This is a genomic window from Pullulanibacillus pueri, from assembly GCF_014639255.1.
Lineage (GTDB): Bacteria > Bacillota > Bacilli > Bacillales > Sporolactobacillaceae > Pullulanibacillus > Pullulanibacillus pueri.
The window spans coordinates 1-23,256 of record NZ_BMFV01000052.1 but is presented as its reverse complement, the minus strand read 5'-3'; the positions used below and the strand labels follow the sequence as shown (position 1 = coordinate 23,256).

23 protein-coding genes are annotated in these 23,256 nt (G+C 42.4%); 12 read left to right on the top strand and 11 right to left on the bottom strand.

Annotated elements, in window-relative coordinates; all coding sequences use genetic code 11:
* Positions 1 to 85 precede the first annotated feature (85 nt).
* The gene (locus IEV91_RS20250; protein WP_188499253.1) at positions 86 to 799 is read left to right on the top strand and encodes an ATP-binding protein; all 714 of its coding nucleotides are present in this window, start codon (positions 86 to 88) and stop codon (positions 797 to 799) included.
* 278 nt (positions 800 to 1,077) lie between these two features.
* On the opposite strand, the gene IEV91_RS20245 is transcribed toward IEV91_RS20250, so the two are convergent.
* Positions 1,078 to 3,000, bottom strand: coding sequence for an ABC-F family ATP-binding cassette domain-containing protein (locus tag IEV91_RS20245; protein ID WP_188499252.1), 1,923 nt, complete (start codon positions 2,998 to 3,000; stop codon positions 1,078 to 1,080).
* 157 nt (positions 3,001 to 3,157) lie between these two features.
* On the opposite strand from IEV91_RS20245, the gene IEV91_RS20240 reads away from it, so the two are divergent.
* Entirely contained in the window at positions 3,158 to 3,454 is a 297-nt protein-coding gene (locus tag IEV91_RS20240) for a DUF4190 domain-containing protein (protein ID WP_188499251.1), read from the top strand.
* Positions 3,455 to 3,619: 165 nt separating this feature from the next.
* On the opposite strand, the gene pepF is transcribed toward IEV91_RS20240, so the two are convergent.
* The 4 genes from pepF to IEV91_RS20220 form a co-directional block, all read right to left on the bottom strand.
* Entirely contained in the window at positions 3,620 to 5,434 is a 1,815-nt protein-coding gene (pepF, locus tag IEV91_RS20235) for an oligoendopeptidase F (RefSeq protein WP_188499250.1), read from the bottom strand.
* Between the two features lie 562 nt (positions 5,435 to 5,996).
* Positions 5,997 to 6,437 carry a threonine/serine exporter family protein gene (locus tag IEV91_RS20230; RefSeq protein WP_188499249.1) on the bottom strand — a complete coding sequence of 147 codons (441 nt, stop codon included), beginning with the start codon at positions 6,435 to 6,437 and terminating at the stop codon, positions 5,997 to 5,999.
* A 33-nt stretch (positions 6,438 to 6,470) separates the two neighbouring features.
* A complete protein-coding gene (locus IEV91_RS20225) occupies positions 6,471 to 7,223 on the bottom strand; it encodes a threonine/serine exporter family protein (protein ID WP_373284471.1) in 753 nt (250 codons plus the stop codon).
* 246 nt (positions 7,224 to 7,469) lie between these two features.
* Positions 7,470 to 8,033 carry a GNAT family N-acetyltransferase gene (locus tag IEV91_RS20220; RefSeq protein ID WP_188499248.1) on the bottom strand — a complete coding sequence of 188 codons (564 nt, stop codon included), beginning with the start codon at positions 8,031 to 8,033 and terminating at the stop codon, positions 7,470 to 7,472.
* A 551-nt stretch (positions 8,034 to 8,584) separates the two neighbouring features.
* Here IEV91_RS20220 and IEV91_RS20215 point away from each other — a divergent pair.
* The 8 genes from IEV91_RS20215 (at position 8,585) to IEV91_RS20180 (ending at position 14,768) form a co-directional block, all read left to right on the top strand.
* Positions 8,585 to 9,337 carry a phosphoadenylyl-sulfate reductase gene (locus IEV91_RS20215; protein ID WP_239541453.1) on the top strand — a complete coding sequence of 251 codons (753 nt, stop codon included), beginning with the start codon at positions 8,585 to 8,587 and terminating at the stop codon, positions 9,335 to 9,337.
* 97 nt (positions 9,338 to 9,434) lie between these two features.
* Entirely contained in the window at positions 9,435 to 10,205 is a 771-nt protein-coding gene (gene cobA / locus IEV91_RS20210; protein ID WP_188499246.1) for a uroporphyrinogen-III C-methyltransferase, read from the top strand.
* A gap of 291 nt (positions 10,206 to 10,496) precedes the next feature.
* The gene (locus IEV91_RS20205) at positions 10,497 to 11,264 is read left to right on the top strand and encodes a sirohydrochlorin chelatase (RefSeq protein WP_188499245.1); all 768 of its coding nucleotides are present in this window, start codon (positions 10,497 to 10,499) and stop codon (positions 11,262 to 11,264) included.
* Positions 11,265 to 11,305: 41 nt separating this feature from the next.
* Positions 11,306 to 11,953 carry an NAD(P)-binding protein gene (locus IEV91_RS20200; protein WP_188499244.1) on the top strand — a complete coding sequence of 216 codons (648 nt, stop codon included), beginning with the start codon at positions 11,306 to 11,308 and terminating at the stop codon, positions 11,951 to 11,953.
* On the top strand, positions 11,934 to 12,746 hold the full coding sequence (locus IEV91_RS20195; RefSeq protein WP_188499243.1) for a uroporphyrinogen-III synthase: 813 nt from the start codon (positions 11,934 to 11,936) through the stop codon (positions 12,744 to 12,746). The genes IEV91_RS20200 and IEV91_RS20195 overlap by 20 nt, the downstream gene beginning before the upstream one ends.
* 281 nt (positions 12,747 to 13,027) lie before the next feature.
* The gene (locus tag IEV91_RS20190; RefSeq protein ID WP_188499242.1) at positions 13,028 to 13,714 is read left to right on the top strand and encodes a GntR family transcriptional regulator; all 687 of its coding nucleotides are present in this window, start codon (positions 13,028 to 13,030) and stop codon (positions 13,712 to 13,714) included.
* On the top strand, positions 13,711 to 14,097 hold the full coding sequence (locus IEV91_RS20185; RefSeq protein ID WP_188499241.1) for a CidA/LrgA family holin-like protein: 387 nt from the start codon (positions 13,711 to 13,713) through the stop codon (positions 14,095 to 14,097). The genes IEV91_RS20190 and IEV91_RS20185 overlap by 4 nt, the downstream gene beginning before the upstream one ends.
* The gene (locus tag IEV91_RS20180; protein WP_229745674.1) at positions 14,097 to 14,768 is read left to right on the top strand and encodes an LrgB family protein; all 672 of its coding nucleotides are present in this window, start codon (positions 14,097 to 14,099) and stop codon (positions 14,766 to 14,768) included. Before IEV91_RS20185 ends, IEV91_RS20180 begins: the two co-directional genes overlap by 1 nt.
* Before the next feature lie 77 nt (positions 14,769 to 14,845).
* Here IEV91_RS20180 and IEV91_RS20175 read toward each other — a convergent pair whose 3' ends face one another.
* Positions 14,846 to 15,172: a PadR family transcriptional regulator gene (locus tag IEV91_RS20175; protein ID WP_188499239.1), complete on the bottom strand. Its 327-nt coding sequence runs from the start codon at positions 15,170 to 15,172 to the stop codon at positions 14,846 to 14,848.
* 288 nt (positions 15,173 to 15,460) lie between these two features.
* A complete protein-coding gene (locus tag IEV91_RS20170) occupies positions 15,461 to 15,631 on the bottom strand; it encodes a hypothetical protein (RefSeq protein ID WP_188499238.1) in 171 nt (56 codons plus the stop codon).
* A gap of 144 nt (positions 15,632 to 15,775) precedes the next feature.
* Between IEV91_RS20170 and IEV91_RS20165 the strand changes: the two genes are divergently transcribed.
* Positions 15,776 to 16,069 (top strand): HesB/YadR/YfhF family protein, encoded by a 294-nt coding sequence (locus IEV91_RS20165; protein ID WP_188499237.1) that lies wholly within the window; start codon positions 15,776 to 15,778, stop codon positions 16,067 to 16,069.
* Between the two features lie 707 nt (positions 16,070 to 16,776).
* On the opposite strand, the gene IEV91_RS20160 is transcribed toward IEV91_RS20165, so the two are convergent.
* From IEV91_RS20160 to IEV91_RS20145, 4 genes are all read right to left on the bottom strand, one after another.
* Positions 16,777 to 17,970, bottom strand: a complete 1,194-nt coding sequence (locus tag IEV91_RS20160; protein WP_188499236.1) for a class I SAM-dependent rRNA methyltransferase — start codon at positions 17,968 to 17,970, stop codon at positions 16,777 to 16,779.
* Positions 17,971 to 17,987: 17 nt separating this feature from the next.
* A complete protein-coding gene (locus IEV91_RS20155) occupies positions 17,988 to 18,971 on the bottom strand; it encodes a Gfo/Idh/MocA family protein (protein ID WP_188499235.1) in 984 nt (327 codons plus the stop codon).
* 178 nt (positions 18,972 to 19,149) lie between these two features.
* Positions 19,150 to 20,049, bottom strand: coding sequence for a formyltetrahydrofolate deformylase (gene purU / locus IEV91_RS20150; protein ID WP_188499234.1), 900 nt, complete (start codon positions 20,047 to 20,049; stop codon positions 19,150 to 19,152).
* A 529-nt stretch (positions 20,050 to 20,578) separates the two neighbouring features.
* Positions 20,579 to 21,562: an aldo/keto reductase gene (locus IEV91_RS20145; protein ID WP_188499233.1), complete on the bottom strand. Its 984-nt coding sequence runs from the start codon at positions 21,560 to 21,562 to the stop codon at positions 20,579 to 20,581.
* Positions 21,563 to 22,064: 502 nt separating this feature from the next.
* Here IEV91_RS20145 and IEV91_RS20140 point away from each other — a divergent pair.
* The gene (locus tag IEV91_RS20140; RefSeq protein ID WP_229745673.1) at positions 22,065 to 22,955 is read left to right on the top strand and encodes an NAD(P)-dependent oxidoreductase; all 891 of its coding nucleotides are present in this window, start codon (positions 22,065 to 22,067) and stop codon (positions 22,953 to 22,955) included.
* Positions 22,956 to 23,256 lie beyond the last annotated feature (301 nt).

Below are 23,256 nucleotides of genomic sequence, written 5' to 3'. Positions count from 1 at the left end.
GATTTTTAAGTGGGGATAAAGAGTAGGAGCTTTACTCCTACCCCAACATTTGACTTAGAACCAAAAAAGGAGGAAACATTTAGGTATGTGTCAATCGCCCCATAGAAATCTTGAAGTATCGACTTCTATAGAAGAAAGTAAAAGGTTAAGCCTTGCCGGACAATTAGCTGCAGGCATTGCCCATGAAATCAGAAATCCCCTCACGGCAATAAAAGGATTTTTACAGCTTATTCAAAAGGATTTTACAGGCAACACCATGTATTTAGAGGTGATCACTAAAGAAATTAACCGGATTGAACTCATCCTTAGTGAACTTCTTGGCCTCGCTAAACCCCATGAGTCTAAATTTGAAAAAAAACACTTGAATGACACCTTAGATCATGTGATGACATTAATTCAAACGCAAGCTAACATGAAAGGCATTAATCTCATTAAAGCCTATGCCAAGCCACTTCCAGAATGCCTTTATGATGAAAATAAATTAAAACAAGTCTTTATTAACCTTTTAAAAAATGCCATTGAAGCCATGCCTCAGGGTGGCGATATTCTTACTCAAGCGGAAAGCAATGATACACATCTCAGGATCCTAATAAAAGACCAAGGAGTCGGGATACCAGAAAATCACATCGGAAATATTGGACAACCTTTTTTCACGACTAAAGAAAAAGGCACTGGGTTAGGATTAGCGGTCTGCCAGCAAATTATCCGTGAACATTCTGGCATTCTAAATATTCGAAGCAACGCCACTGGAACTACTATTGAAATTGTTCTCCCCATAAAAAACGAAGGAGCACAGTGAATGATCCCCTTCGTTTTTCGAGATTTTCCGTTTTATTCATACTTTTTACACTCTTTCACCAAGTGTAGACTCGCTTAGGATGCCTTTTCAAAACACTTGGTGGTAACATGAAACAACACACCTGCACTTCTACTGCACAAGCTCCATGCCCTCTTTAATGATCCCGATGCTATCTCCCATTATGACTGATGACAGCTAACTAACATTACGGAAAAGTCGGTGCCTAAAAGAAAGGAGAAGAATATCATTCTCCTCCAGTTATGATGACAGGCTCACTTTTAAGCCTTACTCTTCTTCTGTTCTTCAATCGCCTCAATCTTGATAGAAAGCTCTGTCCAACGTTCCATCGCGTCCTCTAATGCCTTGTCCACTTGTTCCTGCTCCTTATAAAGATCCTGAACACGCCCGATATCACTACCTGCTGATGCAATTTCCGCTGCTAAATGCGTTTGTTTTTCTTCCAGCTGGGCAATTTTATCTTCTATTTCATCCCACTCTTTTTGTTCCTTAAAAGAAAGCTTCAGACGGGGTGCCCGCTCCTGACGCTGGGCCTTTTGTTCCTCAGCCTTTACTTTACCCACCGCTGCTTCGGATTTTTGTGATTGTTGTTTTACCTGCTCAATGTACTCCGAATAGTTGCCTTCATAGCGACTGATCTTTCCGTCACCTGCAAAAACAAGGAGGCGATCCACGACTCTATCCAAAAAATAACGATCGTGTGAGACAGTAATCACGACACCCGGGAAATGGTCTAAATAGTCTTCAAGAATAGCAAGTGTGGCCGTATCTAAGTCATTGGTGGGCTCATCAAGTAAAATCACATTGGGTTCGGCCATCAAAACTTTTAATAGATACAGACGGCGCTGTTCTCCACCTGAAAGTCTTCTGACATAGGTCCTTTGCATACTGCGAGGAAATAAGAAGCGCTCAAGCATCTGTTCTGCGGTCACCCACTGACCTTCTTCAGTTTGTATCCCTTCCGCTCTTTCTTTAATGTAATCTAATACTCGCAAGTCACCATCAATGTCGACATCACTCTGCTTATAATAGCCGATCTGAACCGTTTGACCGACGTCAATCCTACCAGAATCCGGTGTGATTCGTCCTGCCATCATGTTAAGAAGCGTTGACTTACCACTGCCATTAGGGCCAACAATCCCTAACCGCTCTCCTGGAACGACTAAATAATCAAAGGCTTTGATCAACGGTCTCCCTGCAAAAGCCTTGCTGACATTGGTAAGTTCCAATACTTGGTCTCCCAATCGCGCCGCACCTGTTTGTATATCAATCTGTCCCTTAGAGAGGTCCTTTTTTTGGTTCTTTAGGTCATTAAACCGGTCTATCCGTGCCTTCTGTTTTGTTGATCGCGCCTTCGCACCACGGCGAATCCAGGAAAGCTCTCTACGCAAATGATTCTGTCTTTTTCTTTCATCCTGGACTTCCAGCTCTTCACGCTCCGCCTTTTTCTCTAGAAAAATCTCATAATTCCCCTCATACTCATAAAGCTGACCCTTATCAAGCTCATAAATCTTATTTACCACTCTATTCAAAAAGTAGCGATCATGAGTGACCAGCAATAGAGCCCCTGGATATTGTGACAAATAAACCTCTAACCACTCAATGGTATCATTGTCTAAATGGTTGGTCGGCTCATCTAAAATTAAAAGATCCGCAGGCTGAATCAGCGCTTTAGCAATAGCCACTCTTTTTCTTTGACCTCCAGATAATTGCTGAACCTGCTGGTGATAATCACGAATCCCGAGACGAGTAAGAATAGTTTTGGCTAGAGTACTGGCCTCCCAAGCATTCTTCGCATCCATCTCTTGTTGAATGTTAAAAAACTTGTCTTGAAGCCCTTGATTATCAGGATGTTCTTCAAGGGCCACTAAAATTTCCTCATATCTTTTTAAAAGCCGCATCAATTCCGATTCACCGTAATATATTTGTTCAAGTACTGTTAAATCCTCCTCAAAACGAGGACTTTGAGAGAGGTACTCAATATGGAAATGTTTAGCGTGTAAGAGCCTTCCCTCTTCAGGACGGTCAAGATCAGCAATAATTTTTAAAAGTGAAGATTTTCCTGTACCGTTCACACCAATTAAACCAATTCTTTCTTTTTCTTCAATCGTAAATGAAATATGATCAAATAATGTTTTCTCACCATATGTTTTATAAATATTCTCAGCGATTAATAAACTCAAATAGCATCATTCCTGAACAATAAATTTATATAGTCAATGCTTTTAACGGCGCTCACTCATTAACCATATAACGACTTGATTTAATTTGCAAATGATGGTTCTATTTAATAGGGACATTATAGAAAAATTTATATAAAAAACGAAAGTAGGGCTAAAAGTGGAAGAAAACTTTGGGGGCCATCAACCAAGAACAAACGGGAAATCCATCGCCGCTCTTGTTCTTGGCATCTGTAGTATCGTATTACCCTGGGTGGGACTTATTATCGGTATTGTTGGCATAGTTCTCGCTAGCCAATCCATTAAAACCATAAAACAAACGAATGAAAATGGTTACGGTATGGCTGTTGCTGGACTTGTCTGCAGCATTGTAGGTGTCTGCATCTACGGTATTATCATTCTATTAGCCATTATTGGCATTGCAGCCTTCAGTGCATTAGATACCTCATATTATTAAGAGATAAAGGCTGGATCGAAGTTTCATAATGATGAATGGTTGATTCTAAGTCGCAGATTGAAGTAGCAAATAAAATGGTTATGATCTAAAAAACCGAACGAAAATCCTGAGCACTCGCACACTCGGATCATCGTTCGGTTTTTGTTAATCTTTAAATCCCTTTTTCTATTCGTTATAACTTGCTTCTAATTCATCGATTAATGTCCCGACATAGGCCACGGCCTTACGGATAGCCTCAGGTTTGGACATGTCTAACCCTGCTTTTTGAATTAAGTCGAGTGGCTTTAAGGTCCCCCCTGATTTGAGAACATCTAACCACCGCTCAACAGCAGGTGCACCTTCTTCTAAAATCATTTGTGAGGCTGCCGTCGATACCGTTAAACCAGCGGAGTAAGTATAAGGATAGAGTCCCATGTAGTAATGCGGTTGCCGCATCCAAGTTAACCCCGCCCCTTCATCGATAGTCACCGTATCTCCCCAGAAGGATTGAAGAATGTCCGTTTTTTGTGTCGTTAAAGTGGTCGCTGTAATGGGCGTTCCCGCTTCAGCTAAGGTAAATATTCTTCTTTGCAGCTCCCCTTCAAGCAAATGGGTGACGAAGTTATGATAGTAGGTGCCCAATAGTTGCAACACGACCCAACGGCGCATACGCTTATCGGTGGTTTTAGAAAGAAGGTGACGACCTAAAAGCATTTCATTCATAGTTGAAGGTGCTTCAATAAAATACATAGAAGGTCTTGTATTCGTCAACGTCTGGTGTTTACCAGCAAGGAAAAAGTGCCCAGCATGTCCAAGTTCATGAGCTAGTGTAAACGCACTTCTCATCGAATCCGACCACGTAATCAAGATGTACGGATGGACACCGTAAGGACTTGAACAGAAAGCACCTGTTGATTTTCCAACATTGTCAGCAAGATCCACCCACCGCTCAGTCAGAGCTGTCTTTACCATCCCACTATACTCTGGACCCATCACTTGGAGCGCTTCTAAAATGACTTCAGATGCCTCTTCGTAAGTGGTTTCTGGATTAAACTCCGGATCAAGCGGGGCCTTCAAATCGCAGAAAAACATGTCATCTAATCCTAAGACTCGCTGTTTCAACTGTGCATACCGCCGCATGTGTGGCGCAAGCTCCTCTTGAATAATGTTCAACTGATTTTCATACATCTCTAGGGTCACTTGCTGTGGTTCGAGCATCATTTCTGTCGCTGATTGATAACGACGAAGACGAGCCTCCGTGACCTGTTTATTTACTTCGGTTGCAAAAGTCGCCCCAAACGTATTTTTATACTGTTTTAATGTTCTGACAAAGGAAGCAAAAGCTTTCCTGCGCAGCTCTGTGTTGGGTGATTCTTCGTAAAAATCCTCATAAAGCGCGAAGGACATCGGCAGCTCTTCACCCTTCTCATCCACAATAGAATCGAACTGCATGTCAGAAGATTTGCCGCGCTCATAAATCATGTAAGGCGCATCAAAAACTGCGCCTAAAGAGGCTAGGGCCTCTTCTGTTTCTGGTGCTAGAATATGAGGCTTTGTTTCAATAAGTTCGGTTAAATGTTTTTCAAAAAGCTTCAGGCCCTCTTCTTGTTCTATATAAGCTTTGATCGTTTCCGTCGGAAGTGCGAGTACTTCTGATTTAATAAAGGCAAGCGATGCATTCACATGTGACAATAGATCGGCTATGCGCGCGCCATCAGCTTGATTGACAGGATCTGAACCATCTGCAGCCTGTCGAAGACTCGCATAGGTAGACACACGAATGACCCTTTGCAAAAAAGCCTCTTGTGCTTTTAAACAGGCAAGGAGAGTTCTTGCGCCTTCACCTAACTTGCCTTTAAATTGCGTGACATGATGTAAATCCTTCCGAACTGCTGCGACTTCAATTTCCCATGCCTCATAATTCTCAAACAACGCTGTTAAATCCCATGTAGATTTTTCAGGAACCTCATTTCTCTGTAAACGGGTTTTCACTTTTGCCATTCCAATTCCCCCTCTTAGTCATCTATATCCTACTTTAAATCGAGCGCCCTTCATTCACTTTACCACTTGTGCCATTTTTCAGTCATCTTGACTCAGCTATCATCAAAGGGTAAGATAACCTCCCCTACATCTGAGAAATAGGTAGTACAATGACTTACACTCATCCCCATTATAATATAGGCAGAGCCGCACACAAGGATAAATTTTTCAGTGAGTTTCGCAATGAGAAAAACTGGGCAACCATGCCCAGTCCTCAATCAGTTGGGCATTAAAATGTTTTTTACCAACAGGCATCGTCAGTACCAAGTGGATTGGAGCGGAAGACACGAGATTCGAAACACTTAAACATTGTGTGTTCCTCAGCGTCGCTGACTCACGGATGCCTAAACTAGAGTCCTACGGGAACAGCACGTGTCCGAAGATCCACTTGGGAACCAAATTGACCATTCCCAAGTTAGCTGAGGCCGTGCCCGTGGAAAGCGAGTGCTCTGAAGCGGAAATCCACACTGTCCTGATGACCAGAAATTTTATACTTTCTTACCTTTTAAAAAAGGGTGAACCTTTAAAGATTCACCCCTCGAGTCCTTATTTTTCGATACACTTGATTCATGACTTCTGATAAGACCAGTCCCATAGCAATAGCACCAGAAAGCATAAACACTTTTGCTGAAAGTTCAACAGCAGACGGATAATCGTTTTCCACAAAGTGCCTCATCGCATCATAGGCCATGCCCCCTGGGACAAGCGGAATAATTCCTGCAACCGTAAAGATAATCATAGGCATCTTATAACGTCTAGCAAAGGTTTGGCTAATCACCGCAACCGCAAACGCCGCGATGAGATTGGCCAATATAATATTCACGTCCCAATTCACTAAACCTATATAAACCATCCAGCCGACCATGCCGACAAAGCCACATTTTAATAAGGCCTGCTTAGGACTATTAAAAATAATGCAGAAAGCCGCAGAGGAAATAAAACTTGTCACCAATTGTGATAGCATCTAGGATACCTCCTTTACTTTAACCACTGAAAATTATAGGGCAAAGGCAAACGCAATGCCTGTTCCAATCGCAAACGCCGTTAAAAAGGCCTCGGCACCCTTTGATAGCCCGGAAACTAAGTGGCCCGCCATAAGGTCTCGAATCGCGTTTGTAATTAAAACCCCAGGGACTAAGGGCATAACGGATCCAATGATGATCTTGTCAAATTCCTGCCCCATACCTAAGCCAACAAAGCCAAAGGCCAATAACCCAATAATAAGAGAGGCAAGAAACTCTGAAAAAAACTTTAATTGAATGAGACGATGTAAATAGACTAACCCAGCAAAACCGATCCCTCCTGTAAGACAAGCAGGAATAAAATCATGCCAGACGCCTTTAAACATAATGAGAAAACACCCGCTGGCAATAGCTGCTGAAAGAATTCTAATCCAATGGGAATAGGCTAATCCTGCTTTTTCTACACCCTTCAATGCCTGATAAGCCTCAGATAAAGTGAGTTCACCATTTGCGATTTGCCTGGAGATATGATTCACATCCGCGACTTTTTGTAAGTCCGTTGAGCGTTCTGACACTCTCACCAGCTTTGTCGGATCAGCGCCGTCAATAGAAAAAATAATCCCCGTGGGCATCACAAAACACTGCGACGGTCTATTTTCAAAGGCGGCGGCAATACGCATCATCGTATCTTCAACCCTAAAGGTTTCTGCCCCACTTTTTAACATAATGTCTCCTGCCAATAGGCAGACATCCATTAATTTTTGTATTTGATTTGTTTGTTCAGTCACACCATTCGCTCCAATAATTCGTATTAAAAACTTGGCTTGTCCTTCCCCACTTCGCTAAACGCAGCCTGATGTATAGACAGACGCTTCACACATTAATGCTGGCGCCAAGCCCAAGTTGCCCCTTTTGAGGGCTTCCGCACTTGATACATACTTGATGTAAAAAAACAGGAAGCCCTTCGTTATCCTGCGTCTGAAGGAGCTCCCTTGGCCGTTTAAAGTATAGTATAACGATCCTTAACGATTGGATCAAAAAGGGGGATGATACTCTGACTTAAGGAGGGCATATACCTCTGTATCATGGTAATGCACGCCATCAAAATCAGTCTCTCTGAGACGACCTTCCATTTTAAATCCATACTTCATTAATAGCCTTTTAGAGCCTTGATTATCCGCAAAAATATCCCCAACGATGCGGTTTAACCCTAAATCATTAAATCCATACGCCAAAATTTCCATTAATACTTCCGTCATAACACCAGATCTTTGATAGTCTTTATGTATGACAACGCCCATCTCCGCCTTCTTATGCCATAAATTTAATTTATGAAAGCGGAAAACACCTATAATGGCTAAATTAGACTTATCAATGATGACCCAAGGAATAAGTTTTCTTTTTTTATAGGCCTCTACATACCCCTGTAACTGTGCCCGCAATTCTTGTTCAGTCTTAACCGGATGAGGCGTAATATACTTCATGGTCTCCTTATTACTCATAAATGGAAAGATTGCGTTTGTATCCTCTAAAGTCAAGCCCCTTAATCTATATCTCTCTGTTTCAATCACAGGTATTTCCAAATCATGCTCATCCATTATTCATAACTCCTTAAAACGTTAATAAAGTCACCGATCGCTCTCTTCATCTTATTATAATGAGACGAAAAGAAAAAGTCCCATGAATATAAATCACGCCCTCAATCATAATTATAAATATTCCTATAAAATTAATCGGATTTTTGGATTGACATTCAATAAAGTTCGGAATACAATAACTATTAACAATTTCATCCTTTTATTGCTGTACAAAATGTATTTAAAGACACTCGCTAATTCTTATCCATAGAGGCGGAGGCAAAGACCCTGTGAACCTTTAGCAACAAGGTCTGCGGACATTGTGCCCATTCCTCAAACGCTTGGTTCTTGGAGAAGGAAGAGAGTTTCCAATCCCTCTTCTACTGCTTAGAAGCGGGTTTTTTACACTATAAAAGGTTTAAACTGCCGACGTTGTGACCTTCAGTCATCCCAAGTTTGGCCATTCCCTTTTAAATGAAGATTGACGAACATTTTAAACTTTGTCACTTGCGTATAGAGAAACATACCGGAACCCACCGGATGAATCGAAAACAGTTATGGAGGCATATAAATTGGAGAGAAATCTAATAACCTATGATTCTTTCACGGATGATCCTTTCAAGACACTTCCTGCTTCAGACCCAACGAAGGGGGCACTTGAGGTCCTCGATTGGGCGTATCGCAACTATCAAGAAGATATCGTCTATGCATGTAGTTTTGGCGTTGAAGGTATTGTACTCATTGATCTTATCGCAAAAGTCAAACCCGACGCCACCATTGTTTTCCTTGATACAGGACTCCATTTTCAAGAAACCTATGACCTTATTGATAAGATTAAAGCCCGTTTTCCTAGGCTGAATATTAAGATGGAAACACCTGAACTCACTTTAGAAGAACAAGCTGAGCAATATGGATCAGCATTGTGGAAACGTCAACCTGACCAATGCTGTTATATAAGAAAAGTGAGACCTCTTGAAAAAGCGTTGAGCGGCACTACCGCTTGGGTTTCCGGTCTTCGTCGCGAACAATCCCTTAGCCGGAGTAAGACGAATTTCATCAACAAGGATGAGCGTTTTAAAGCCATCAAGGTCTGCCCACTCATTCATTGGACTTGGGATGATGTCTGGCATTACATTGAGGAAAATGAGCTTCCATATAACCCCCTACACGACCAAGGATTTCCAAGTATTGGCTGCATTCCATGTACAAATCCCGTTCAAGAGGGCAGTGATTCTCGTGCTGGAAGATGGGTTGGCTTTAACAAAACAGAGTGTGGGCTTCATACTCCTGACTCTTCTGAAAAAGTTATGAACACCGAAAAATAATTGTCTTTAAACCAAGTTTACCTATAGGTTATAATAAGATTGTAGGCGTTTAAAAACAGGAAAAAAGCAAGTTCCACTATCGAGAGGGAGGCAGACGATGAGCAAAGTATATTTAGTTGGCGCAGGTCCAGGTGATCCTGACTTACTCACCATTAAAGGTTTAAAAGCGATTCAAGCATCTGATGTCATTCTCTATGATCGTCTTGTCAATGAAACCCTATTAGACTATGCTCCCTCCCACTGTGAGAAGATCTATTGTGGAAAGCAACCGGAACACCATACTCTACATCAAGAGACGATAAATATTTTACTCTGCAAGCATGCCTCACAAGGGAAAACGGTCACTCGTCTTAAAGGCGGTGACCCCTTTATCTTTGGCCGTGGTGGTGAGGAAGCTGAAGCTTTAAGCCGTCAGGGCATCCCTTTCGAGGTAATTCCCGGGATTACCTCTGGTGCTGCTGCCCCAGCCTATGCTGGCATCCCACTTACCCATCGTAATATTAGCTCCTCGGTCACATTTGTCTCAGGGGTTACCCCTCAACAGGAAAATGACGAAAATTACTGGGAACGGCTCGCACATCATGTTGAGACACTTTGTATCTATATGGGTGTAAAAAAACTGCCTTATATTTTAGAAAGACTGATCACTGGTGGTCTCAATCCTCAAACGCCCATTGCCCTCATCCATTGGGGCACAACGATGCATCAACAGACTGTAACAGGTACCTTAGCCACTATAACAGACAAGCTAGACAGAGTGAAAAACCCCTCCATGATTGTTATCGGAGAGGTTGTCAGACTAAGAGAACAACTCCAATGGTTCGAAAACTTGCATTCATCACAGTCTACCAACACCCAAGTTATATAGTGTGTTGCTTTTTTTAGGAAAAACTTGAAAGGAGCGCCCAGTCCTCATTCAGTTGGCATTCAAAATGCTTTTTACCAAAATGCATCTTCAGCAATAAATGGATTGGAACGGAAGACGCGAGATTCGGAGCACTAAGTGTATTCCTCAGCGCCGCTGACTGACGGGTGCCCAAACTAGAGTCCTCCGGGAACCGGGCCAGCGTGACTTCACTTTAAGAAAAACCAGGCAAGGAACAACCAGAATCTATTGATATGAGACTTTTTAAACGATCTCTTAAAGGGAGCGATCTTCATGCAAGGCGTTTTATATGTCAGTCACGGCACACGTTTACCAGAAGGATTAAAAGAAGCAAAGGCATTTCTCCAAGGTGTTCAAAAAAAAATTCCAGCCCCTTTGCAACAGGTCTGTTTTTTAGAACTCGCTTCACCTACAATAGAAGAAGGCATTGAAGCTTTAGTTCAAAAAGGAGCAACAACGATTGCGGTCGTCCCCGTCTTATTGTTGAGTGCCAAACACTTTCATGAGGATATCCCAGAGGCTCTCTATAAATGCCAAAAAAAATACCCCACTATCACATTGACTTATGGCAAGCCTTTAGGTATTCAGGAACGGCTCATTGCCCTTTTAGAGGAGCGCATCCGGGAAAAAGGAACTTCCCTCCACAAGGATGTTAAAGTATTACTCGTTGGTCGAGGCAGTCACGATCCTCAAGTTAAAACAGCTATCGAAACCATAGCTCATCGCTTAGCTAAACGGATAAACGTTGGACAGATTGAGACCTGCTACCTCGCCGCCTGTAAGCCATCGTTTGATGAGAAGCTCTCCGACGCGTGGGACTCTCAAAGTCCACAAATGATCGTAGTGCCTTATTTATGGTTTAACGGTTTATTGATTCAATCAATGCAAAAGAAAATAGATACCCTTGATCCTCTTCACCGAGAGATTGTGCTTTGTCGGCCTATGGGTAACCATGCACATATTCAGAATGCATTCATTGATCGCGTACTCGAATCCTTCCATCTTAAATTTGATCCAGCACCAAGACTTATAACCCACTAAACGTTAAAATAGAGCAAGACTTGTGATAAGGAGCGCCATAAATGAATACACTTCCATTAACCCTAATTTTAAAAGGACAAATAACGGTCATTATTGGGGGTGGCAAAGTTGCGGCACGTCGGGTTTCAAGTCTGTTAGAACTATCAACACGGCTCATTGTCATAAGTCCAGAAGCATGCCCGAAGATCCGTGCGCTTCACGAGGAAAAAAAGTTAGAATGGCGGCAAAAACGCTTTGAGCCCCTTGATCTTAACGACGCTTTTATGGTTATTGGAGCCACCAATGATCCTGAGGTAAATCGTGAGGTTGCAGCGAGTGCTCATGATCACACACTTGTAAATATCGTTGATCAACCCGATCTCGGTAACATCCATTTCCCCGCCCACTTTACACGGGGGAAATTATCAATCGCGATTTCAACCCATGGCGCAAGTCCTTTATTGGCTAAAGATATTAAGAAGGAGCTCAGTGAAATTTATGATGAACGCTACAGTCAATTTCTAGACTTCTTAGATGATAGTCGTGAACTGATAAAAAGTGCTTCACTTTCCAAAGAGGAAAAATGGGATTATCTTAGTCAATGTATAGATAAACGCTTTCTAGATCCTCGCAAGCAAACTCAAACCTTAATAGAACTCAGAGACCTTGTTAAAAAAGGAGCAGTGAAGGATGAAAGGACTCACGGGTAAACATATCGGCATCGCCGCTGACCGCCAAGCAGAAGCAATCAGTACATTAATTCAAAAGCAGGGTGGCATTGCGGTTTCAAAACCTATTCAAGGTGAAAAATGGTTAGACGAAAAAAGTGCTGCCTATGATGTGGCCCGCTTCCTTAATCACCCCTTTGATTGGGCCCTCTTCACAACAGGTATTGGGGCTGAGGCCTTAGAGAAAGCAGCGCAAAGTATTCACCGCCTGGATGATTATATCGATAAGCTTTCGAAAACATCCCTTGCCATTAGAGGGACTAAAACGCAAGATTGGCTTAAAAAATGGGGGTTAGAGCCTACAATTCTCTCTCCTAATGGAACCATGCACACCCTTATTCAACTACTGGATGCTCATCCTACCACCAAGCAGGCATTATTTTATCAATCTTATGATCAAGAAGAGCGTCAATTAGTCCAGGCATTAAACCAGCTTTCAATGGATGTTTATCACTCTGAGCCTTATCATTATTTTCCACCAGATCGAGCGATAGTAGAGGCACTCCGGTTTGGCATTACCTCACAATCTCTGGACGCCGTGGTGTTCACGAGCAAAACTCAGGTCGAGAATCTTTTTCGCGATGCAGGCGCCAGTCAAGGAAAGCTCCTCTATCAAGCTTTTGAAACCCATGTATTAGCCGTTGCTGTTGGACAAGTGACCGCAGAGGCTCTCCACAATCATGGTATTTCCAAGGTCTTACAACCTGAACGCGCCAAGATGGGAGCCATGATCATTGCCCTCGCACAGCATTTTTCGAACGAGCATCATGATTAAAATGCCTAAGTCTTATCACGTCCCAAGGATTGTGTTATCATTTGGGGCTTTTTTACTGGTCCCCTGAATGGACTTATTGAAAAACACATTTTTCTAAACGACTTTCCAAAACAACACATAAATGACCATTTTAGTGGAAGGGCATATAAGTGCGACTTAGGTAGGCTCATCGTATTAAAGCGTGGCGTTAAGCCAATTTTCTAAGCCGTTTGATTTACAACCAATACACATATTGTATACAATACACAATATACAAAAGAGTGAGTATAGAGGAGTTTATAATGATAAAACCTACGTTTGACCCAATGCCTTTAAGAGCCCAAGCCGTAAGTATTTTGAAAGAAGCCATTATTAGCGGGGAACTGCATGACGGTGAAGTCATGACTGAGCGAACGATTCTTGAGAAGTACAATATCGGTAAAACGCCCTTTCGTGAGGCCATCCAAACATTAGAGGCTGAAGGCTGGGTGAAGAAAATTCCTTATAAAGGGACCTTCGTCACCCCTCTTACAGAAAAGGGGATTCATGATTTGTTTGAGCTTCGTTTGTACCTAGAAACCTCAATTTTAAAACATTGGCAAAGAGAGTGTTCACCAAAAGCCCTTCACGAATTAAACAAGATCCAAAAGGAAATGGAAAAGTCTTCTGCCCTCTTAACACCTGAAGTTTTCATGCAATGGGACAAGGATTTTCATCAAGTGATCTATCATTCTACACTTAACGACCGAATCATCGCGATCTATGATCAAATCAAGGACCATATTCGCCGCATTGGCCTTCGCGTCATTCATCATGAGCAAAGACGTGAGGAAGTTATCCAAGAGCACCGGGCCATTCTGACTGGTCTGACTAACGGGCGTGCAGAAGAAGCCATGGAACAGCATCTTCTTAAACAAAAGGCCACCTTTCTCAAGCTTCTGAGCTTAGAGACTAACAATCCCACTCAGCAAAGGAAGGATCAACAATGAGGGTGATGAAATGTTTTTTACAACTGGTAGGTCTTTATTTATTTTATCTGTTGGGGACGTGGATACAGTCTTTCCTCCGCCTGCCTATCCCAGGAAGTGTGATCGGTATGTTACTCTTATTTCTCTTTCTTATGACAGGCATCATTCCTAAGAAAGGATTAGAGTCAGGCGCTGCCTTTCTTCTCCGTTATCTGCCGCTGATCTTATTGCCTTCTGTTATTGGCGTGATGAAATATGGACATTTTTTCCTTCACAAGGGACTCCTCCTTGTCCTCCTTGTTATCATGAATACATTTATCATTATAGGAATCTCTTCATGGTGCAGTCAGTGGTTAGCCATGCGTCATAGAGAGGGGAAAAAAGAAAAGAGGGAGGTTATATGATGGCTTTGAGCATGATCTTAGTGACGGTTATTATTTACTTATTAATGACAAAGCTATATCGAAAGTTCTCATTTCCATTGCTTCTGCCTATTTTAACATCTACTGCCGGCATTATTCTTCTTCTAACCGTGCTTCATTTTAATTATCAAGCCTATATGCAAGGGGGACATTGGATCAATCATTTACTTGGACCAGCAGTCGTCGCACTCGCTTACCCTTTATACCAAGAATGGACCTTGATCAAAAAACATCTTATTCCGATTCTATGTGGCGTGGGTATGGCCACATTGCTTGCTGTTTTTGGCATGTGGGGTGCCGCTTCATTACTACATATAAAAAGGCAACTCATTATGACCCTCTTGCCCAAATCAGTGACTTCACCCGTTGCTCTTGATGTCTCACAGGAAATCGGTGGACTGCCTTCACTCACAGTCACCTTCGTTATGATTGCAGGCATCACTGGGGCTATTTTCGGTCCTTATATTTACCGTTGGTTAAACATTGACCATGAGCTTGGTAAAGGGATAGGCTATGGCAGTGCCTCGCATGCCATTGGCACCTCAAAGGCTTTAGAAGACAGTGCGACCACAGGTGCTGTAAGTTCGATCGCCATGATCTTATCCGCCATTCTCACTTCAATCATACTGCCTGTTATGATTTATTTGTTTTAATAGCACGATCGATCATAAATACGAAATACGGTCGTTCTGTATTCCTAGCTCCTGTAATATTGGCCTAGCTGCACACCTTAAGTCAGACCCTCCATTGATCGTAAAATAAGCTGGTTCACACTTTGCCAATCTTGCACTTTCCGATCACATTCCCGCCGACCTTCATCCGTAATGCGGTAATACTTGCGTCGTTTTCCATTCTCGCTATCCACCCAAAAGGAGGTGATCAAGCTCTTCCTCTCAAGACGTTTAAGGGCAGGATACAAGGTACCTTCACCCATCTGATATAGGTCATTGCTCAACGCCTTTAACTCTTTAACCATTTCATATCCATACATTTCTTTTTTAGAAATAATCACTAATAATAAAATATCAATACTACCCTTCATGATTTCTCTATCCATTCCATTATCACCTCACCTTTAACATATCGTAACACCACTTGCATCGTATTACAATGCAACTAATCAAAAAATTTTTCTATCGAAGTCACTGAAAAGACAAATTCAGGAAAAAAATTGCAGAAATATTCGAAAACCGGGTGAGACCCCACAAAGCACATCATATTAGACTTGAAGAGGCTTGCAGATTGCCCGTGTTTTTACTCTGAACTCTTCTCCTATATACAAAAATATGGAGATCCCTTATCAAGAGGCTCTCCACATTTATCCTACTGCTTTATTCTTTTCAGCTTACTCACCCTTAGTGCTTATATATTCATTCGGAATATCGAGACCTTCAGTGTTATGGTTTTTCATTTGCGCTAAACGGCCATTTCTTGTCTCTCCATCACTTTTTTGCGAATGTCTTTGCCCATTATTATCACTGGCATTATCAAAATTTCTGCCCTTTTCTTTAGACATACCTAAAAACCCCCTTTAATTAATTAAAGGTTATTATTTGAAAATCGGTGTTATTTTATTCTTGAACCCATGTGTGTCAGATGATTGCTACTCATGAACATGGTACACTAAAGATTAGACATATAGAAGATGAGGTGAACAGCCGTGCGTTTAGCAATAACAAAACCCGCTGTCAATTGGTTTAAAAGAGAAATGGCATTAAAAACTGGAGACACCGTCAGATTTTTTGTACGAAGTGGCGGCTGCGCCGATGTCAGCCGAGGCTTTTCTATCGGGGTCTCGTTAGAAACAGCAAGGCAGCCACTCGTCACAGAAGAACAAGACGATATTACTTTCTTCGTTGAGGAAAGTGACCAATGGTTTTTTGATGATAAAACGCTCTCCATTAAATATAAGCGAAAAACAGATGACATTATCTACGCTCTCACCGAGAGTTAACCACTACATTTCGATCAATCGAGCAGATGAAATAGGGGAGACACTTATTGTAGGCAGGCAGAAAGTGTGCATTCTGGGGCGAAGATCAACACCGTCCACTCTTGTGGTAACCAGAATTTTATCCCCTTTCTTTAAGAAAAACCGGGCGAAAAGCATGCCCCGTCCTTATTAAAACACGGAATAAGATTTTAATCCCAAAAGGCAGCGTCAGCAACCCAGTTGATCGGAATGGAAGGACCTCTGGCTCCTTCGGGAACAACACGAGTCCGAGGATCCATTTTGGAACACCATTCATCCATTCCAAAATGAGCTAAGGCCACTAATGACGATCGGCTAAAAACGCCACGTCATTAAGGAACTTCGACTAAAGCCGTCACATCCGTGTAACAACGTCGAAGCTAGCACCTCAACCACCCCAAAAAGTAAAAATCACTTTTCGGGGACCCCGATTACCACCCCAAAAAGTAAAAATCACTTTTCGGGGACCCCGATGGTGCGTCGACGCCGACCTTACCCACATCAAAAAATCGTAAAAATACGATTTTTCTGCGAGGATTATTCTTTTAGCAGCTTTCCTTAGTCGTGTGGGCATGAGGAAAACGAGCGCTCTGGAGTGAATATCCACACCGTTCTGCTTGCCAAAAATTTTCTTTCTTACCTTTTAAAAAAACAAACCGTCTGCTTTGAGGAACAAACGGTTTTACAGATTACACTTTTCTCACAAAAACCACTTTTAAATAATTGCCTTCTTCAAATTCCTTTATTGTTCTAAAATCGCGAGGCAAGGAGAATTCTTCTTCAATCCGATAGGAAGCTCCTGACTCCTTAAAAGCAGTATCGATAAAGCTTTTAAATTTCCCCATACTAAGACTGCTGTTGTTGGTCGAAGCGACAATGATCCCCTGATCCTCAGTAATCTCCAGTGCTTCTTTTAACAGATTTTTATAATCCTTGGTCACACTAAACGTGTGTTTCTTCGTCCGAGCAAAGCTTGGAGGATCAAGAATGACCATATCGAACTTCAATTGTTTTCTCACTGCATACTTAAAATACTTAAAAACATCCTCAACAATGATGGCCTGAGTTGTCTCATCAATTGCATTCAGCTGGAAATTCTCAATGGTTTTAGGCAAACTGCGATTGGCGACATCAACACTCGTCGTTTTTGTCGCACCGCCAAGGGCGGCACATACTGAGAAAGCCCCTGTATATGAAAACATATTGATGACCGTTTTTCCTTGAGCATATGTGTTCTTAATCGTGTTGCGGACGTCTCTTTGATCCAGGAAAAGACCTACCATCGCACCTTCATTGAGGTTGATTGCAAAGCGTACCCCATTTTCCAGGACAGTGAGTGGGAACTCGGCTCTTGTCCCGGTCACAAAATCATCATCCTCTATGTATTTCCCTTTAGAATCAAAGCGCTTCTTCTCATAAATCCCCTTAAAGTGAGGAGCAGCTTGCAAGCCATGGATCACGTCGTCTTTGAAAGTATAGATGCCTTCACTATACCATTGGATTAAATAATACCCATCAAAATAATCAATCGTGACCCCTCCAACCCCATCGCCTTCGCCATTAAACACCCGAAAGGCAGTTGTCTCTGGATCATTGTAAAAAGCTTGCCTCGCCTTTAAAGCTTGCTCTATTTTGCGCAAAAAAAAGTGTTGATCGATAGGCTCTGTTTCTTTTTGTGTAAGAACCCAACCATACCCTTTATTTTGTCGCCCGTAATAGCCTTTGGCAATAAACCGCTGATGTTCATCAACGAGTTTGACAAGGATGCCTTCCTCATTAAGCTCACCGAGATTGACAATCGCTTCTTTCTCAATTAGAGGATACCCCGACCTATATTTTTGACTAAACTTTGGCTTAATACCTATACGTATTTCCTGTCTCACTTAAATCCCCCATACTGTTATTGATCACTTGGATACACCAAGCCGATCTGTTTTCTGGCTGTCTCTAAAAGTGTGGCCGTTATTCTGGAATGCTGAAAGGAATTGACTTTGGATTGTTGCTGGCCACTTTTTATCACGTGTATAAATTCCTCTGCTTCATAATACATTGAAGTTTCTGTTGAATCAGTCGTTAATGCTTCCACAGTTACGTCCCGATACATCAGTTCCACTTTTTTAGGCGTGGAAATGTTATCGATCACGATCGTCCCCTTTTCACCCTGAATTTCTGAAGAAACCTGTGAATCAGATATCTTTGAGTGCATGATCACCGCTTCAAATGTATCATATGTCAGTAATAAACTCCCCTGGCCATCCACACCTGATTCTAAAAAAGTTGCCGTAGCCTGGACACTCTTGGGTTCTCCAAATAATACAACCAATGGATAGAGACAATACACACCTAAATCCATTAAAGACCCATTAGAAAATTCCGGTCTAAACGCATTTAACACTGTCCCTTCCTTATAGGCATCATAGCGGGAAGAATACTTACAGAAGCTCGCAAAATAACGGCGGACCTTACCAATCTTATGTAGGTTTTTCTGAATGCTTTTAAATCCAGGTAGCAGTGTCGTCTTCATCGCCTCCATGAGGACGACATGATGTTCCTTAGCGACAGCCATCATCGCATCAACCTCAGCAACATTCGAAGCCAAAGGCTTTTCACATAACACATGCTTCCCTTTTTTCATAAAAAGAATCGCTTGCTCCGCATGAAAGGCATTAGGGCTTGCAATATAAACCGCATCAATATGCTCACTCTCAGCCATCTTCTCCAAATCTGTAAATATCCTGTCAACCTTATATTTTCCAGCAAACTGCTTGGCCTTTTCTTCCGTTCGCGAATAGACCGCCGTTAAAGAAAACTCCGGGAGTGTTTTCGTATCTTGTAAAAATCGATCGGTAATCCAATTGGTTCCAATGACACCAAAGCGAATCATAGATGCTCACCCCTAATGTATTTGTTTAAGACGCGCCGATAAAAAGGAAACAACCAAAAAGAGACACCAAGCCTACTCGGGTCCTTTTTGGTAAAGGTCATCTGTCCACTTATTATAGTGTGTTTTGTGATGTGGTGCCACTTGTGTACGCGCTGTTGTCTGGAACCAACCACCTTTATTAAAAAACGATTGTTTTATTATCATGAACTATGATCCTATCTTCCAAATGCCATTTTACCGCGCGCGCCAGAACACTTCTTTCAATATTACGGCCTATCTTCTTCAAATCCTCGACATGATCACGGTGATCGACACGCATAATATCCTGCTCAATAATTGGACCTTCATCAAGATCATCCGTCACATAATGCGACGTCGCCCCTATAAGTTTAACCCCTCTTTGGTAAGCGCGATGATAGGGCCTTGCTCCAACGAAGGCAGGTAAAAAGGAATGATGGATATTAATGATTTGATGCGGAAATTCCGAAACAAAGGTAGACGTGAGGATCTGCATATAACGCGCCAAAATAATAACATCCACCTCAAATTCCTTTAAAAGTTGGATCTGCTGATGTTCGACGTCTGCGCGGTTTTCCTTACTGGCAGGAATATAATAAAAAGGAATGCCGAGATCTTCAACAATGTCTCGCGCTTCCTCATGATTACTGACAACGAGCGCAATTTCTGCCATGAGATCCCCACTCTGCCATTCCCAAAGAATTTCTCTTAGACAATGTGGCTCTTTAGAAACAAACAAAGCCAGCTTTTTGAGTTCACTCACACACGTTAATGTCCATGCCATTGAAAATTGATCGGCAAGGGGTTGAAATTCCTCCTTTAGCTCATCTTGTAGAGTGTTTAAGGAAGGACATTCAAATTCAATGCGAATAAAAAAGGTCCCCCCTTCAGGATTGGTGGAATATTGACTAGACTCTATAATATTAGCCTTATAGTGAAAGAGGAAATTAGAAACAGCTGCCACAATACCCGGTTGGTCAGGACAACTGATCAATAATCGCCCTCTATTTTCACGTTCTTTTTTAAAGGCTTCAAGCTTCGTTTGTATATAAGACGTCATCTGATTCACTCCTTAAGTATCGCTTCCCATTATACTTAAGAAATCAACAATTTTAAATAATCTTTTAAATAAAAATTTTACGCATGATTAAACTTTTTGCCGTATAAGAAAAACCGGGCGAAAGCATGCCCGGTCCTTATTAAAAAACGGAATAAGATTTTAATCCCAAAAGGCAGCGTCAGCAACCCAGTTGATCGGAATGAAAGGCGCTCTGGCTCCTTCGGGAACAGCACGCGTCCGAAGATCCATTTTGGAACACCATTCATCCATTCCAAAATGAGCTGAGGCCGCTAAGGACGATCGGCTAAAAACGTCACGTCATTAAGGAACTTCGGCTAAGACCGTCACGTCCGTGTGACACCGCCGAAGCTAGCACTTCCTGTGCGTCGAACGCCGACCCTACCCACATCGTGTGGGCATGAGGAAAGCGAGCGCTCTGGAGTGGAGATCCACATCGTTCTGCTGGCCAATAATTTTATACTTACCTTTAAAAATAGGGATGGAATTTCTCCATCCCCTTGCTAGGACCTTAATAGACACCTCGAATATGCGCGTGAACTTCTTTGTCATAAAAGCGTCTGAGTGTATCAAGCTCCTCTTTTGTAAATGATGGAACCGTGACTGCTTGTAAATTATCTTCAATTTGGGCGACTGTCTTAAACCCTGGAATAACTGTCGATATCGCCTCTTGATCAAGAATCCAACGCAGTGCGGCCTGTGTCATTGTCCCTCTGCCTTCAGCTATCCAGCGGACCTCATCACTCAATTCAACACCTTTTGTAAATTCAAGCCCACCGAAGGTTTCCCCAACATTAAAGGCCTCACCTTCACGATTAAAATGGCGATGATCATCCTCAGCAAACTGAGAATGCTGATTGAATTTCCCGGTCAATAACCCACTTGCGAGTGGAACCCGCGCCAGAATCCCCACCCCTTTTTCCTTTGCTTTGGGCAAAAGTTCATCGAGGGGCTTTTGACGAAGGAGATTAAAAATAACTTGCAAGGCCCTGACATTAGGATTTTCTAAGCAAAAAAGACCTTCCTCTATCGTCTCTACACTGACACCATAATAACGAATTTTACCTTCCTTTTGGAGCTGGTCTAACACCTCAAAAACCTTGCCCTCTTTCAATATCTCAAAAGGTGGACAATGGATTTGGTAAAGATCAATGCGCTCGCGCTGTAGTCGCTTCAAACTGTTTTCACAATAAGTTCTGACCGCTTCCTCCGAATAATTGCTTCGATCAAAAATATCACCCGCACGACAAAACTTCGTGGCAATATGTATCTGATCTTCTTTTCCCTTTGTCGCCTTTGCCAACAATTCCTCGCTATGACCGTCACCATAAACATCAGCCGTATCAAAAAAGTTAACGCCTGCTTCCATGGCTCTTTCTAAACCTTTTAATGCTTCTTGATCGTTCGTTTTACCCCATGCACCCCCAATGGCCCATGTTCCAAAACTCAGTTCACTCACCTGCAACTCGGTTGATCCTAATTGACGATAGTTCATAGTCCAGCCACCTTTCATGATTGCGTTTGCATATTATTTTATAGGAAGGCTATAAGAAAACTCAATGTTTAAGCATTCATAAGCAAAAAAATTCTTAGAGCGAAAGATTCGCTTTAATGGCTATAATGTTTTTATACTTAAGTGAGATATGAAAAACTGGGCAAAGGCCCGGTCCTTATTAAAACACTGAAAAAGGTTTTTAATCCCAAAGGGCACCGTCAGTAACAAGTGGATTGGAACGCAAGGCGCGAGATTCGGAACACTTATACTCAGTGTGTTCCTCAGCGCCGCTGACTCACGGGTGCCTAAACTAGGGTCCTTCGGGAACACCGAAGATCCATTTTGGAACACACAGATAAACCACTCCAAAATGTGCTGAGGCCACTAAGGACGATCGGTTAAAATCGTCACGTCCTGTGGGCATGAGGAAAGCGAGCGACCTGGAGTGGCGATCCACACCACACTCCTCCACACACGTAAAACAATGAAAGGGTGAGCACAATTGACGAATAAAAAAGTCGCCTTTATGGGACTCGGTATTATGGGAAGTCGCATGGCAAAGAACTTACAATCAGCAGGCACTCCGCTAATTGTACATAATCGAACAAAAGAGAAGGCAGAGGCGCTCCTCACTCACGGAGCCGAGTGGGCAGAAACCCCAAAAGCCGCTGCAGAGAGTGCTGATATTGTCTTCACTATGCTCAGTAATCCGCAAATTGTAGAAGAGGTCGCCTTCCAAGAGGAAGGATTATTGGCTGGTCTCAAACCAGGCGCTTTATGGGTGGATGTTAGCACGGTTAACCCTTCCTTTAGTGAAACAATGGCTCAAGAAGCTTCATCGCGTGGCATACGTTTTCTCGATGCTCCTGTTTCCGGTTCCCTCGTTCCCGCTGAGAAGGGTGAATTAATTTTCTTAGTTGGTGGCGATCAAAAGGATTTCGATGAAGCCTTACCTTATTTTGATATCATGGGTAAAGCCAGTCACTTCATGGGAAACAACGGTAAAGGCTCCGCTATGAAAATTCTCATCAATCTTATGCTTGCTCAAAACATGGTAGTCTTCTCAGAAACCGTCCACCTTGGTACTGCGATGGGGCTTTCTCAAGAAGTCGTCGTCGATACGCTTCTGAATCATCCTGTTGCCGCTCCAATTTTAAAAGGAAAAAGAGATAAAATCACTCAGAATGAATTCAGCCCAGAGTTTCCACTCAAGCATATGCAAAAAGATCTACATCTCGTCGCGACAACAGCGTTTGAACATAACTATGCTATGCCCCTCGCGAATGCTGCCAAGGAATTATATGCACAAGCAAAGCAGCACGGACTCGGGGATTCCGATATGTCGGCGATATTTAAATGGCTGGAGAAAAACTCAGCCACAACAAACGAATAGTCTTTCTTCCAAAGCACAGGGTCTCCTGTGCTTTTTCCTTTTTAGGAGAAAAGGCTAAAGAAGCCTGGACCTTGTTTGCTTTAAAGAAAGGGAAAGGATTATAACAAGGAAAACTGGCATCAGCGAGGAAGCCCGGTGACCGTTTTTCATAAGTATCTGGTAAACGGGCATCACAACGGCAGCTTGGTGACCGTTTTTTCAAAAAATCTAGAAAACGGGCATCACAACGGCGGCCTGGTGACCGTTTTTTCAAAAAATCTAGAAAACGGGCATCACAACGGCGGCCTGGTGACCGTTTTTT